The organism is Mycoplasmopsis ciconiae (assembly GCF_036350065.1).
Classification (GTDB): domain Bacteria; phylum Bacillota_I; class Bacilli_A; order Mycoplasmatales; family Metamycoplasmataceae; genus Mycoplasmopsis; species Mycoplasmopsis ciconiae.
The window spans coordinates 1-14,347 of the sequence record NZ_JAZDWZ010000005.1 but is presented as its reverse complement, the minus strand read 5'-3'; the positions used below and the strand labels follow the sequence as shown (position 1 = coordinate 14,347).

Genomic DNA, 14,347 nt, shown 5'->3' with positions numbered 1-14,347 from the left:
AAATAAGAGGGTATAATGAACGAATTAGCTTTATTTATAATTTGATCTGTAATTTTGGCTGTTTCATATGTTATTTTTAATTGAATCAACAAAAATAAAATTTGATTTAATAAAATACCCTCTTGAATAATTGTTGCTTTGCCATTTTTTGTTTTAATTAGCATTGCTTTACCGCTTACAATAGCTAATGTAGATTTTGGGAAAATTACTTTGTATGCAGCGTCAATACCTACGATGGTTGCTTTTGGTTTTTCCACACCAATATTTTTACAAAGATTTAATGATTGAAGAATAAGAAAAAAAGAAAACGCTCAAAAGCATAATATTTCGAAAAAAAAGACTAATAAAAAAGGTGGTAATAAATAATGTTGGGAATTTCCATTTACCCTGAGAAACAAGATAAAAAAGAGATTTTTAGATATATAGATAAAGCAAGTGAATATAAATTTAAAAGAATTTTTTCATGCTTGTTATCAGTTACAGATACTAAAGAAAATTTAATTAAAAATTTTAGTGAAATTAACGAATACGCCCACAAAAAGGGTATGTTTGTTATTCTAGATGTAAACCCTAGAGTCTTTGATACTTTTGGTGCTAGCTATGATGATTTAAGTTTTTTTAAAGAATTAAAAGCTGACGGAATTAGACTAGATATGGGTTTTGATGGCAAAAAAGAAGCTGATATGACTTTTAACACTCAAAACTTATTGGTTGAGATTAATATATCTAACGATAACAAATATTTAGATAACATAATTTCATATCATCCTAAAAAAGATTTCTTAATTGCTTCGCATAATTTTTATCCACAAAAATATACAGGACTATCACTTGAATTTTTTAATAAAATAACATTAAAATTCAAACAAAATCACATTAAAACAGCTGCATTTGTCACTTCAGAAATTGCTAAGGTTGGTCCTTGAGATCTTAGTCATGGCCTATGTACACTTGAAATTAGCAGAAATTTACCAATTAAAACACAAGTTAAACACCTATATGCGACAAAATTAATTGATGACATTATAATTGGTAATTCATTCGCTTCTGATATTGAATTAAAACAAATGTCGCAGGTGGATCCTGATATTATTACTTTTGAAGTTAAAACAATTGAAGATTTTGAGAATAATCAAGTAATTAAAGACATTTTATTTAATGAAAAACACTTTAGACGAGGTGATACCAATGACTTTTTTGTCAGAAGTACACAAAGCAGAGTTAAATACAAAAATGAAAGTTTTTTACCTCAAAACACGCCAAAAAAACTAAAAAGAGGTGATGTAGTAATTTGCAATGATAATTACAAACAATATAAAGGCGAATTGCAAATTATTTTAAAAGACACCGATAACGATGATTTAGGCAAAAATGTTGTTGCTAAAATAAAAGAGCATGAAATATTTTTACTTGATTATTTACCAGCTTTAGGAAGATTTAAATTTGAAAAATAAATATAAAATCATTGGTTTAATGAGCGGTACAAGTGTCGATGGTCTTGACATTGCACTTGTAAATATCGAAGATTCAAACGAATTAAAAATAGAACTACAAAAATTTGACATTGTTAAATATCCTAATGAATTAAAAAATAAAATTATTAAAGCTATTAATAACCAAGCAACAACCAAAGATATTTGCTCCTTAAATTTTGAAATTGCCTATTTTTACGCTGAATGCGTTAATAATTTTTTAAAAGATAGCAATATTAAAAATAATGAAATTGATTTAATTTCTTCGCACGGCCAAACCATTTATCATTTAATTGATCCTAGTGGTTCACAAGTAAAAAGTACTCTACAAATTGGTGATATTAGTGTTATAAGTAAAAAAACAAACATCATGACTGTTGGTGACTTTAGAACAGCTGATATGGCCTTATCAGGTCAAGGTGCACCTTTGGTTCCTATTTTTGACTATTACTTAAATAAAGACAAAAATTATGTTAGTTTGTTCCAAAATATAGGTGGGATGTCGAATGTAAGCGTTATTTATAAAGATATAGATAAAGTTTTTGCTTTTGATAATGGCCCGGGTAACATTTTAATTGACTTGGCGGTAAATAAACTTTATAATCAAGAATGTGATTATGACTCTAAAATAGCATTAAAAGGAAAAATAAATAATCAAATAATTTCGTTTTTACTAGATGATCCATATTACAAAACTAAACCACCAAAATCAACTGGAAGAGAAAAATATACTAGCTTATTTGTGGATAATTTAATAGCTAAATTTATTGATGTACCTAAAGAAGATTTAATTCATTCACTTACATATTTTAGCGCCTTAGTTATAGCAAATAGTTATAAAGACTTTATTTTCAAAGATAATCAAGACTATAAAGTTTTTGTTAGTGGTGGAGGCGCAAGAAATAAATTAATGGTTCAATATTTAAAAGAATTGATTGATTATCCTGTCTTATTAAGTGACCAAATAAATATTAATTACGACGCAAAAGAAGCTATCGCTTTCGCGTTCTTAGGTTACTTAAACTTAAAGAATATTAACTCTAATGTAAAAAACGCTACCGGCGCTCAAAAATACACAGTTTTAGGAAAAATCGCAAAATAAAAAATTTGTTGAGCTTAGTAAAAATATTAAAAGTTGACAAGTAATTGTCAACTTTTAATATTGTTGGTTGTGTTTAAAAACTAAATGTATTTTTTAGAATTTAAATTGTTGTTAAAATTAACGAAAGCAATTGTTTTATAGATGTTTATATATTTAAGATAATATGTACAAACTACCCATAGCAACAACAATTAAAATAGAATCGAATCTATCTAAAAATCCTCCATGTCCTAAGAAAATATTAGAATAGTCTTTTTTGTTATTGATTCTTTTGATTAAACTAAAATATAAATCTCCTAAAATTGCTAAAACAATTAAGAAAAATAATTGTATTAAAATTTGAACAACTCTAAAGGCATCTGATTCAAAAATTGAATATAAATTAAACATTAAAACAATTGATATAGCTACTAAAAATGCAATAACTATGCTACTGATGGCTCCTTCAATTGTTTTTTTAGGAGAAATATATGGCGCCAGTTTTCTTTTGAAAAATTTGTGTCCAAAATATCTTCCCCCAAAAAAACCTGCTATGTCGCTAGATATTGAAATTAATACAAATAATAATAAATACTGAATTTGGCTAATGTAAGAGTAATACATAAATCTTACAGCTAAAGAAATAATGAAAAAGGTTACTAAAATAATTAATGTTTTAATTAAAATGTTTTTAACATTAACGCCTTTGACTGTTATTAATTTAAATAATAAATAAATCGCAGAAGCGCAAAAAATACTTATTAGTGAAAATACTTCAGTATGTCAGTTTCCGCTTATTAATGATTTAAAACTTAATTGGTTAAGCGACAAGATTAAAGTATACGACTGATTTGACGAATCAACCCATGGAACAGGGATAAAAATAAAAAGCATTGTTGATGATACAAAAAGTGAAATAATTAAACTTATGTAAATTGGTAAATCAAAACTATTGATGAATTCATATGAAACAACAGCTAAAAATAATGCAAAAATACCTAAAAAAACTAACCTTAATATTTTTTTATAATTTTGTAATTCTGTAGATTGTGAATTATTAAACTGAAAAATGAAATAGCCTCCCACAAAGAAAAAAATCGCAAAAACGATCATGGCTATACCTGGCAAAATTCTGGATTTGAATAATGATTTTTTGTTTTCTTTTGTTTCCATATGTTCATTATTATAATATATTACATTTGAAAAGTTATAAAATGATTAAACGTTGTTGATTTATTAAAAATATCTTTATTTTTAGTTTTTAGGTGTGTATTATAATAAAAATATGGAATTAAAATTGAACTACACAATTGAGACAATGGTAAAAAATAATAAATTAAATAAAATAATATTAAATAACCAATACTTTTATTTCTTAGGTCAAAAAGTAAATTTTAATTACGAAGCAAATGCACAAAAATTGATTTTGCTTTATGATGATAAAAAATTTGAGTTTTTTCAAGAAAACCCAAATAAAACAATTAATAATATTTATAAATGATTTATTCAACAAACTAATTTAATTTTTGAAGATTTTTGCCAATATATGTGTAATAAAAGCAAAATAGAATCAATTAGCTTCAAACTTAATTGCGCAAAGACATATTGAGGCTCATATCAAAAAAACAAGAAATTAATTACCATCAATATTTTTGCCTTTCAATTTCCAAAAAGTATAATCGAATATCTTTTTAATCACGAATTTTCTCATATTCAACACCAAAACCACAGCAGCGATTTTTATAATTGTCTGTCACTTTTAGAGCCAACACATAAACTAAAATCTAAAATTTTAAAAACAAAAATAGCTCCATATAATTTGTTGTTTAAGTGATAAAAATACACATAAAAGTGTGTATTTTTTTATTTGATATTAAGCCTTTAAAAAAGTTATTTTGGTAAAATATAAAATATACTATTTTATATTATTCAAAAAGGAGAAATATGAGTGATAAAAATAAAAAAAATAATTTAATTGATGATAAAAACGAACAAGCTGTCAAATTAGAAGAAGATAAAGAATATGAATATGAAGAGGATAATCGTTTAGTTTTTAAAAGAAGAAAACCAGCTCCTAAAGAAGAAGTTGAAGAAGAAGTTTCGCCTCAAAATAACGAAGAGTATAAAGTGAAACCACAACTTGTTAAAAAAGAAGGTGACGGATTAATACCAGTTATTATCGACAACGAAATGCGTAGTAGCTTTTTAGAATATGCTATGAGTGTTATTGTCGCTAGGGCCTTACCTGATGCTAGAGATGGTTTAAAACCTGTTCATAGACGTATTTTATATGATATGCTCGAATTAGGTATCACACATAATTCTCAATACCGTAAAAGCGCTAGAATTGTTGGGGATGTTTTAGGAAAATATCACCCTCATGGTGATAGTTCCGTTTATGAAGCGATGGTTCGTTTGGCGCAAGATTTTAGTATGCGTTATCCTTTGGTCGATGGTCATGGTAACTTTGGTTCAATCGACGGAGATCAAGCGGCTGCTATGCGTTATACTGAAGCTAGAATGTCAAAATTAGCTTCTGAAATGATTGACGGAATCAAAAAAAATACAGTTGATTTTGCTGATAACTATGATTCTTCAGAAATTGAGCCAGTCGTTTTACCTGCACGTTTTCCTAATTTATTGATTTCTGGAAGTTCCGGAATTGCAGTAGGTTTAGCAACTGAAATTCCTCCGCACAACTTACGTGAAACTATTGATGCGGTTATAGCTTACGCAAAAAATAATGATATAACAACACTTGAATTAATGGAATACATTAAGGGTCCTGATTTTCCTACTGGAGCAACCATTTTAGGAACTAAGGGAATAATAGATGCATATGAAACCGGAAGAGGAAAAATTCCATTAAGAAGTGTATGTAAAATTCAGGAATTAGCTAGCGGTAAAAACAGAATTATCGTTACTGAAATTCCTTACGCAGTTAAAAAAACAACAATTGTTGAAAAAATTGTTGAATTACATAAAAATAAAATTATTGACGGAATAGCTGAATTAAGAGATGAGTCTAATAGAGAAGGTATTAGAATTGTTATTGATGTAAAAAGAAATCATAACCCGCACATTTTGCTTAACAAATTATTCCAAAAAACACCTTTACAAATGAACTTTAATGCTAATATGGTTGCTTTAGTTAAAGGAGAGCCAAAATTAATTAATTTAAAAGATGCATTGAGTATTTACTTAGATCACCAAAAAGAAGTCTTAACAAGACGATTACAATTTGATCTAAACAAAGATGAAGAAAGACATCACATTTTACTTGGTTTTAAAATTGCAACAGATAATATTGACCAAGTAATTAAAATAATTAGAGCTTCTAAAACAGATGCACAAGCTCAAGAAACTCTTTCACAAAAATTTGAATTAAGTGAAAAACAAACAAAAGCGATTTTGGATATGAGTTTAAGAAGATTAACAGGTTTAAGCATTGAAAAAACTTTAGAAGAAATCGAAATGTTACAAAAGCAAATTCAATATTATTTAGAAATATTGAATTCAGAGCAAAAATTAATTGAGCTAATTATTGATGAACTAAATGTCATTAAAGAAAAATACGGAGATGAACGTAGAACACAAATTGACTACAATGCCGTAGGTGTAATTAGCGAAGAAGATTTAATAGCTAAAAGAGAAATTGTTTTAACCAAAACAGTTAAAGGTTATGTAAAAAGAATTGATTTAGAAGACTATCATACTCAAAAAAGAGGTGGAATTGGTTCTAATACAATGAAAACATACAGTGATGATGAAATTAATTTAATTTTAAAAACATCAACTCATACTGACTTGCTACTTTTTTCTAATTTAAATAAAGTCTATAAAATTAGAGCATATCAAATTCCTGAAGCTACAAAACAAAGCAAGGGGACACCTTTTGTTAATATAATTAATAATCTTGATATTCATAACAATGAAAAAATAATTAGCATATTAGAAGTTAATGATTTTTCAAAAGATTCATATTTAACAAGTGTAACCGAAAAAGGTATTATTAAAAAAACACATATAAAAGAATATGAAAATGTTAATAAATCAGGTAAAATCGCCTTCAATTTAAAAGATAACGATAAATTGGTTGAATGTTTTATTAGTAATGAAGATGATTTAATTTTAGTTGCTAATAATCAAAAATCAGTTGTTGTCTTTAATAGTCACGACATAAGACCAAGTGGGCGTATAGCTATTGGAGTTAAGGCTATTAAGTTAGATGAAGAACAAAAAGTTATTTCAGCTTCTTGTGATACAAATGGTGATTATGTTTTAAGTGTAAGTAGTTTAGGTTATGCTAAATTAACTCATAAAGATGATTTTAGATTAACAAAAAGAGGTGCTAAAGGAATTACTGCTCTTAACGCCAATAAGGCAGGTAATTTAGTATTTTCAAAATTTGTTAATCATAATGATCAATTATTAATCATTACAAAAAATGGTTTAACAATTAGAACTGATTTATCATCATTCCCAATAACATCAAGAAATACAAAAGGTGTTAAATTAATTAATTTAAGAAACAAAGATGAAATTTCTAATGTAGACGTAATATCAATTGACAAGTCACAAGAAGACGATCAAAATCCGTTAAATGATAATGTTTAAGGAGAAAAATGGAAAGTGTTAAAACAAAAGATAACAACCCAGATGTGATAGTTATCAAAGATCTTAATAAAACATTTAAAAAATATAAGGCCTTAGATAATTTATCTTTCAAAGTTAAAACAGGTCAGTTATTTGGTTTTTTAGGTTTAAATGGAGCCGGTAAAACAACTACATTAAATATTATTTTAGGTCTATTAAATAGAGACTCTGGTCAAATATACATCGATGGACAAAACATCGATAAAGATTTGGCTAGCGTTAGACAAAAAATCGGAATTGTTTTTCAACAATCGATATTAGATGACAAGTTAAACATTTACGAAAACTTAATTGTAAGAGCGCAAATGTACAAAGACTATCTCAAACAACAAAATTTGACACCACAAAAAGCTGTTGAAGAAATAATAAGAGATTTTCAATTGGAAGATATTTTAGACAGAAACTATGGTTCTTTAAGTGGGGGACAAAAGAGAAGAACTGACATAGCTAGAGCATTAGTTCACAAACCTAAAATTTTGTTTTTAGATGAACCTACAACCGGATTAGATCCTTTTTCTAGAAAATTAGTTTGGGATATTTTAACTAAAATACAAAATGAAAAGCAATTAACCATTTTATTAACAACCCACTATATGGAAGAAGCTAATAATTGTGATTACTCTATCATTATCGACAAAGGTGTTAAACTAGTTGAAGGACATGTGTTTGATTTAAAAACTAAATACGCTACAACACAGTTAAAAATATACAACACAAAAGAAAATCCAGAGTTAGAAAAACAATTAAAATTAACTAATGCCAAAGTTACAAAAACAAATCTTAACTATACTTGTTATTTTAAAAACTATGAAGAAGCCAAAATCTTTTGCGAGCAAAATTTAAAATATTTTGAAAACTTCGAATTAATTAAAGGAACAATGGATGAGGTGTTTTTAAACGTTACAAATAACCCAGAGATTAATAAAAACTTAAAAAAGGAGAATATAAATAATGTTTAGTCAGCTTTATTTTTTAACAAAAAGAAATTTTATCTCCTTTATCAAAGAACCTAAACGTGTATTTTTTACGTTTTTAAGTCCGTTACTGGCAACATTAATTTTTCTTTTATTTGCTCAATCTCTTTTTAATCAAGAAACATATTCTCAATCAATTACAGCACAAATATATGCTTTAAAAACAGATTCTTCTGCTTTCGCTTTAAAAGGTGATTTGATCAAAACTCTAGATCCAAATAAAATAGTGGATGCATTTATAGATTCGACTTTTTTAGCTGGTTTATTGGGAATTACAACAATAACTACAGCCTTAAGTTTATGTTCGATTATGGTTGAGGATGCAAAAAATAAAGTTTTAAATGATTTATTTATCACACCAGTTAGAGGCGGTGTGGTAAGAATGAGTTACTTAGGTTTTAATTTTGTAATAAATACAATTATTTCGCTAATTATAATGGTATTTTTATTTATATATCAAGCTTTTAGAGGAACTTTCTACTATCACACAGATCAAGTATTTATCATTATTGCTTTAGTTATTTTAAGTTGTTTATTAAATTCTGCATTTTTTATTTTTGTTATAAGTTACGTCAGAAACACAAATGCTTTTGCAGCTATGAGTGCAGGAATATCAAGTGTAATTGGTTTTTTTATTGGTTCATTTATACCGCTTACACAATTACCACAATCCTTAGCGCAAGTGGCTTCAATTCTACCTGGTACTCAAATGGTTAATGCTATGAAATTAACTATTCTACCTTTAAATAAGTTTGATCCATCAATTTTTCAAAAAGCTCTTGAATTTAACCAATCATCAGGTTTAAATATTGAGACAAATAAATTATTATCAATTATTGACTTATCTGTCTCATCAATAAGTTTTAATAAATTATTCGGAATAGACGTAAGCCAAAGTGTGAATATAATTTACTGTGCTTCATTTACACTTATTTTCATATTTTTAAATTTCGCTGTTAAATTTAAGAAAAATAGTAGATAAAAATTAAAAAATAGTGAAAACAATTTTCACTATTTTTTAATTTAGTAAAATTTGATAAGTATGGATATTAGAAATATTGAAAAAAAATGATTAGAGTTCTATGAACACGATTCTAATTTTAAAGAAAGATTAATTAACACTTTCAAACACTGAAACATTAATCAAAGTACGTTTATGCAGTTTCCAAGCGTAACCAACGAAGGAATTGTTTTTGGCGATTTTATCGGTTATGCTCAAGCTAACGAATATGTTATAAGTTTAATTTGTGCTAAATTATCAACTTTATTAAAAGATAATAATAACCTTTTAATTTGTTTTGATCAGTTAATCGAGTCAAACATAAAATCTAAAGTAATCAAAATATTTAAGCAACAAGGCCATAATGTTTATGGATTTGCACCAGAACAAAAAATAAGTGAAGCTATTATCAGAGAAGCTTTCAAAATTGATATTTTAGATGGGGGATTGTATTTTAAATATGATAAATTAACAAATAAACCCATAATAAAGCTATATGATAAAGATGGAAAAATGCAAAATTACCAAAAGGTTATCAAATTAGTAAGTGATTTATATTTATTTGAATATCCGTTATATTACCACGCTAATGATGATATAACGCAACTAAGCTATAACAAAATCGTTGATCTTTATTTTAACAATAAACAAAATAATACAATTTTTAAAATTAATAAACATGATAAAAAAATTAATGCAAAAATAATTGCTCATGTGGATAATCAAAATTCACTATTACCTTTTGAAAAGAATATTACCAAAAATAGTTTTTCGCTTTCTTATTCTAAAAAACTTAATTTTTGAGTTAATAAAATTAAGTTTTTAGCAGCTATAAAAAATAAAAATAACTATGATGTAATTATATTCATCGATTCTAAACAAAATGTTGATTTTTTTGTAAAAAATACTAACAAATTTAAAAAAATAAAAAGCGATTTATTCGCGGCTATATATTTAGATTATATTTATCAAAATTGAAAAAATGAAAACCAAACAAACAAAAGTGTGTTCGTTGCATTAAATGCTTCTAATTTTATAAAAAATGAAATAAATAATCTTAGTCTCCAATTAACTTACGAAAATCAAAATATAAACGAAGAAGATATTATTTTTAAATACGATAATAATATATTCACTAGTGGGATTAAAAATAATATGAGTGACGATTTATTAGATTTTATAAATTATTCAACATTATTATTACAAAACTATAAAAATAATAATAATTTGATTTCTTTAAAAATTAAAGAAAAAGAAAAGCGACAAAAAGACTTTTTAAGTAAAAACTTTAATTTTAAAATCCCTCCCCAAAAGCTAGAAGGTATATTTAAGATGTTTTCTGTTAATTCTTATTTTTCTAATGAAAACATAATTACGCAAGTGAATATTCATAAATATAAAAATAATAAATATTTATTTTTATTATCTTTAGAAATAAATAAACAACATTGGTTGCATTTTTATTATTCACCCAAAAAACACATTATAAGTGTTGATTTAAACTACAACAAAGATCACAACAAAAAAAATATAAATAATTTTATTGAATTTATCAAATTATACTTTGCCATTTCAAAAGTAATTAAGAATTTAAAAAAATAAATAAAAAGCGCTTTTAAAAAGCGCTTTTCTTCGTCGTTTTATTTTCTGCTTAAAACTATATGTCCTTGGTCTGTTACTAAAACGTCATCCTCAATTCTAGCTCCACCGAAGTTCTCGATATAAATTCCTGGTTCAACAGTTAAAACCATTCCTGGTTCAAGAGTTCAATCACTTAAAGTTGAAACGCTTGGTCACTCATGTACATCAATACCTAAACCATGACCTGTACCATGAACAAAGTATTCACCATATCCTTTTTCTTTAATATAATCACGGCATATCTTATCGATTTCGCTAGCTTTAATACCTGGTTTTACATTTTCACGACCTTTTTTAGCAGCTTCTTTAACTATATTTAGTATCTCGATCATTTTAGGATCTTTGGCTTTTTGTTCACCTCCAAAAATAACGGTTCTTGTGATATCAGCTGTGTATCCGTTATATTCTCCTCCAAAATCAACTTTTAATAAATCACCTTCTTCTATTTTTCTATCAGTAGGATGATGGTGCGGTTCTGCTGATGAAGGACCTGTAGCAACAATTTCTGTAAATCCTTCTTTTTGACAACCGTTTAATTTCAATAAATAATTTAAATAGGCCGCAGCTTCTTTTTCTGTAACTCCGGGCTTAAGTCATTGCATTAGCTGATCATAAGATTTGAGTGATATATCAATTGCTTTTTGCAAGGTAGCAATTTCACTCTGATCTTTGATAACTCTGATGGCTTGACCATCCACTCATTGTATATTTTCTGGTTTAACTAAAGAAATAATTTTATCTTGAACTTCTTTAGTTAAGTAATTTTTTTCTAAAGCTATGTTTTTAAATTGTTTTTTGTTAAAAAAGTCTTTCATAGATGTCGAAGTAATTAAAACGACGTCAACATTCTGCGCGTGTGCATTTGCATATTCGATATAGCGTCCATCAACAAATAAAGTAGCTTTATTACCTGGTTCTATAACAATGTATCCGTCGCTTGTTGAAACGCCACTATATCATAATCTCGTTTGTGGGGCTTCAGAAATATAAGCGTCAATATTATTTTTATTAAATAATTCATTAATTTTATTAAATTTCATTTTTACCTCTTTTATTAATATATATTATAAAAAATATTTAAATTTTCTTTATTATAAAATCATGTCTATAAGACATGATTTTATAATAATTAAAGAAATTATTTTTTCTCTTTGTGGTTTACATGTGAATTACATTTTGAGCAGTATTTTTTAATTTCCACTTTTTCTGGGTGAGCTTTTTTATTTTTTTTGCTTATGTAATTTTCCATTTTACATGTTGTACATTGAAGTGTAAAACCTTCTCTTGGCATTGTAAACTCTCCTTTATTAATTTATATTAAATTTAACAAGTTAGCAATATTATACATTAAATTTTAAAATTGGTAAATTATATATAATAGATATTAAAAAGCGATTTACTTTATATATTTTGATTAATACACAAAGTAAATCGCTTTTTGGTGGCCTCGGCAGGAATCGAACCAGCGACACACAGAGCTTCAATCTGTTGCTCTACCAACTGAGCTACAAGGCCATAAATGGCGGTCCAGACGGGGATCGAACCCGCGATCTCCTCCGTGACAGGGAGGCGTATTAAACCACTTTACCACTGGACCACTTGGTTGCGGAGACAGGACTCGAACCTGTGACCTTCGGGTTATGAGCCCGACGAGCTGCCGACTGCTCCACTCCGCTATATTCAGTTTTATATTTTATTTTTTAAATGGCGGGTGATGAGGGATTCGAACCCCCGCGGGACTTGCATCCCCTGCTAGTTTTCAAGACTAGTCCCTTCAGCCAGACTTGGGTAATCACCCATGGTGGACCTAACAGGATTCGAACCTGTAACCGACCGGTTATGAGCCGGTTGCTCTAACCGTTGAGCTATAGGTCCTAAAGTTAGTTTCCGTATGGTAGCACCGATGAGATTCGAACTCATGACCTTCCGGGTATGAACCGGATGCTCTAACCAACTGAGCTACAGTGCCATAAAAATGGTGGAGAGAATGGGATTCGAACCCACCGCCTCCTGCGTGCAAGGCAGGCGCTCTAGCCAAATGAGCTATCCCCCCGAAAATGGTGAAGAAGACAGGATTTGAACCTGCGACCACTTGGTCCCAAACCAAGTGCTCTACCAAGCTGAGCTACTTCTCCGTGTTTGCTTTATAATTATAGCATATAAATATAAAAATAAAAATATTTTTTTATTTTTTATGCTTGAGCTTGGTGTAATTATTATAACAAAAAATATTGAATAAAAAACAAAAATAAATAGAAAGTTAAAACGTTAATTAAAAAAACAAAATTCCACCTAAGGTGGTTTCCTTTTGTAAGGCATTTTGATTAATTAAATTTTAATGGTTTTGATAAAAAAATACAAAAACAAAATCACTAAAGCTAAAAATTGTTTTTTATTATGTTTTATTGAAGTTTGCTGTACTTATTAAAAAAAATCAATTGGATTTGATTTAAACCATCAATTTTATATTATTTTTTGTTTTGTTAATAGTATAAATTAGAATACAAATATTCCAATTATTCGCTAATTTTGGAGCTTTACCTTTTGGCTTGAATATTCTGGTTTATTTATTACGATAATTTTCGATACCGCCCTTTTGTTATGATGAATAAGGGTCACAAACATAAAATTTATTTTTTATGTCCACTTTGTATAAAAAAGTATTTTCTAAAACATTATTCATTGTTAAAGATTTAATATTTAATTTATATTTTTATTAATTTTTTAAGTATTTAAAACGGAATTAGCGTCTCTTTTTGACATGATTGAGAAGCTTGATTTTGCTTTTCTTTTATATAATGGTTTCTTTTTTATTAGTGATAACAGCGCAAAATTCATAATAACCAAATTTATTTTTATCACTAATATAGTCTGATCTTTGAAAAAGATTTTAATCATATTCGAGGCTGTTGATTTGAGTTCTAAAATGTTTGTTTTTGCTTTTAATGCTTTTCGAGATTTTCTATACTTATGTTTAATTAAAAATATTTCGTATGCCATTTAAACACAAACGTTGTCCATATAGCAGTATAAGAACTGTATTGTAAGTATATGCTTGAATTTATGATTTATTTTATCAGTATCCAATCATTCTTCGAAATCATAAATTAACCTTTGAACAAAAGTTAGGCGATTATATTTTTGAACGATATATATACAATATCAACTCTGATATCATCTTAAAAAATAATCAAAAATCTTTCATTTTTTTGACTTTTTACTTTATTTCAATTGTTTATTTTTTATTGTAAAGTAAATTATCAAAAATTTATTACTTTGGTCGTATATTTGTCGCAAATATCGCATTTGACATTTATATAATAATCATTAAAACTTAAAGATATTCAATGTTTTTCTTGTCTATTTGATGCTTAAATTTATTTGTTTTTTGAAACAACTTAATTTTTTTAGGTTTTTAAATTACTATTTTCTAATAAACATTAAAAAATAAAAAAAGCCGCTGTGGCTTTAAATTCTTTGAAAACTGAATAGTAATTTAATTCACTAAAATGAGTTGAATATA

The 14,347-nt window shown here is 27.1% G+C and carries 11 protein-coding genes and 8 tRNA genes; 8 read left to right on the top strand and 11 right to left on the bottom strand.

The genetic code is table 4. The annotated features are described in order from the left end of the window. Window positions 1-15 precede the first annotated feature (15 nt). From V2E24_RS01805 to V2E24_RS01795, 3 genes are read left to right on the top strand one after another with little or no spacing between them, the layout of a single operon-like run. Entirely contained in the window at window positions 16-366 is a 351-nt protein-coding gene (locus tag V2E24_RS01805; protein WP_330500717.1) for a hypothetical protein, read from the top strand. Continuing rightward, window positions 366-1,454 (top strand): DUF871 domain-containing protein, encoded by a 1,089-nt coding sequence (locus V2E24_RS01800; RefSeq protein ID WP_330500716.1) that lies wholly within the window; start codon window positions 366-368, stop codon window positions 1,452-1,454. Before V2E24_RS01805 ends, V2E24_RS01800 begins: the two co-directional genes overlap by 1 nt. After that, the gene (locus V2E24_RS01795; protein WP_330500715.1) at window positions 1,444-2,574 is read left to right on the top strand and encodes an anhydro-N-acetylmuramic acid kinase; all 1,131 of its coding nucleotides are present in this window, start codon (window positions 1,444-1,446) and stop codon (window positions 2,572-2,574) included. Before V2E24_RS01800 ends, V2E24_RS01795 begins: the two co-directional genes overlap by 11 nt. Window positions 2,575-2,727: 153 nt before the next feature. Here the strand turns inward: V2E24_RS01795 and V2E24_RS01790 are convergent, their stop codons facing one another. After that, window positions 2,728-3,726, bottom strand: a complete 999-nt coding sequence (locus tag V2E24_RS01790; protein ID WP_330500714.1) for a phosphatidate cytidylyltransferase — start codon at window positions 3,724-3,726, stop codon at window positions 2,728-2,730. A gap of 112 nt (window positions 3,727-3,838) precedes the next feature. On the opposite strand from V2E24_RS01790, the gene V2E24_RS01785 reads away from it, so the two are divergent. From V2E24_RS01785 to V2E24_RS01765, 5 genes are all read left to right on the top strand, one after another. Continuing rightward, entirely contained in the window at window positions 3,839-4,390 is a 552-nt protein-coding gene (locus V2E24_RS01785) for a YgjP-like metallopeptidase domain-containing protein (protein WP_330500713.1), read from the top strand. 107 nt (window positions 4,391-4,497) lie between these two features. After that, window positions 4,498-7,170: a DNA gyrase subunit A gene (gyrA, locus tag V2E24_RS01780; RefSeq protein WP_330500712.1), complete on the top strand. Its 2,673-nt coding sequence runs from the start codon at window positions 4,498-4,500 to the stop codon at window positions 7,168-7,170. Window positions 7,171-7,178: 8 nt separating this feature from the next. Next, window positions 7,179-8,168 (top strand): ABC transporter ATP-binding protein, encoded by a 990-nt coding sequence (locus V2E24_RS01775; RefSeq protein WP_330500711.1) that lies wholly within the window; start codon window positions 7,179-7,181, stop codon window positions 8,166-8,168. Continuing rightward, window positions 8,161-9,165: an ABC transporter permease gene (locus V2E24_RS01770; protein WP_330500710.1), complete on the top strand. Its 1,005-nt coding sequence runs from the start codon at window positions 8,161-8,163 to the stop codon at window positions 9,163-9,165. The genes V2E24_RS01775 and V2E24_RS01770 overlap by 8 nt, the downstream gene beginning before the upstream one ends. Before the next feature lie 60 nt (window positions 9,166-9,225). Then, complete coding sequence (locus V2E24_RS01765; RefSeq protein ID WP_330500709.1) at window positions 9,226-10,785, top strand: MAG5620 family putative phospho-sugar mutase; 1,560 nt, start codon at window positions 9,226-9,228, stop codon at window positions 10,783-10,785. 38 nt (window positions 10,786-10,823) lie between these two features. Here the strand turns inward: V2E24_RS01765 and V2E24_RS01760 are convergent, their stop codons facing one another. The 10 genes from V2E24_RS01760 to V2E24_RS01715 form a co-directional block, all read right to left on the bottom strand. Then, the gene (locus V2E24_RS01760; protein ID WP_330500708.1) at window positions 10,824-11,864 is read right to left on the bottom strand and encodes a M24 family metallopeptidase; all 1,041 of its coding nucleotides are present in this window, start codon (window positions 11,862-11,864) and stop codon (window positions 10,824-10,826) included. 98 nt (window positions 11,865-11,962) lie between these two features. Beyond that, on the bottom strand, window positions 11,963-12,115 hold the full coding sequence (rpmG, locus tag V2E24_RS01755; protein WP_330500707.1) for a 50S ribosomal protein L33: 153 nt from the start codon (window positions 12,113-12,115) through the stop codon (window positions 11,963-11,965). Between the two features lie 148 nt (window positions 12,116-12,263). Beyond that, window positions 12,264-12,339 (bottom strand) — tRNA-Phe (locus V2E24_RS01750). 5 nt (window positions 12,340-12,344) lie between these two features. After that, window positions 12,345-12,421 (bottom strand) — tRNA-Asp (locus V2E24_RS01745). Window positions 12,422-12,424: 3 nt separating this feature from the next. Next, a tRNA-Met gene (locus tag V2E24_RS01740) sits at window positions 12,425-12,500 on the bottom strand. A 29-nt stretch (window positions 12,501-12,529) separates the two neighbouring features. After that, window positions 12,530-12,622 (bottom strand) — tRNA-Ser (locus tag V2E24_RS01735). A 1-nt stretch (window position 12,623) separates the two neighbouring features. Beyond that, window positions 12,624-12,699 (bottom strand) — tRNA-Ile (locus tag V2E24_RS01730). Between the two features lie 17 nt (window positions 12,700-12,716). Beyond that, window positions 12,717-12,793, bottom strand: a tRNA-Met gene (locus V2E24_RS01725). A 7-nt stretch (window positions 12,794-12,800) separates the two neighbouring features. Further along, window positions 12,801-12,877: transfer RNA gene (locus V2E24_RS01720), tRNA-Ala, on the bottom strand. 5 nt (window positions 12,878-12,882) lie between these two features. Beyond that, window positions 12,883-12,959 (bottom strand) — tRNA-Pro (locus V2E24_RS01715). Window positions 12,960-14,347 lie beyond the last annotated feature (1,388 nt).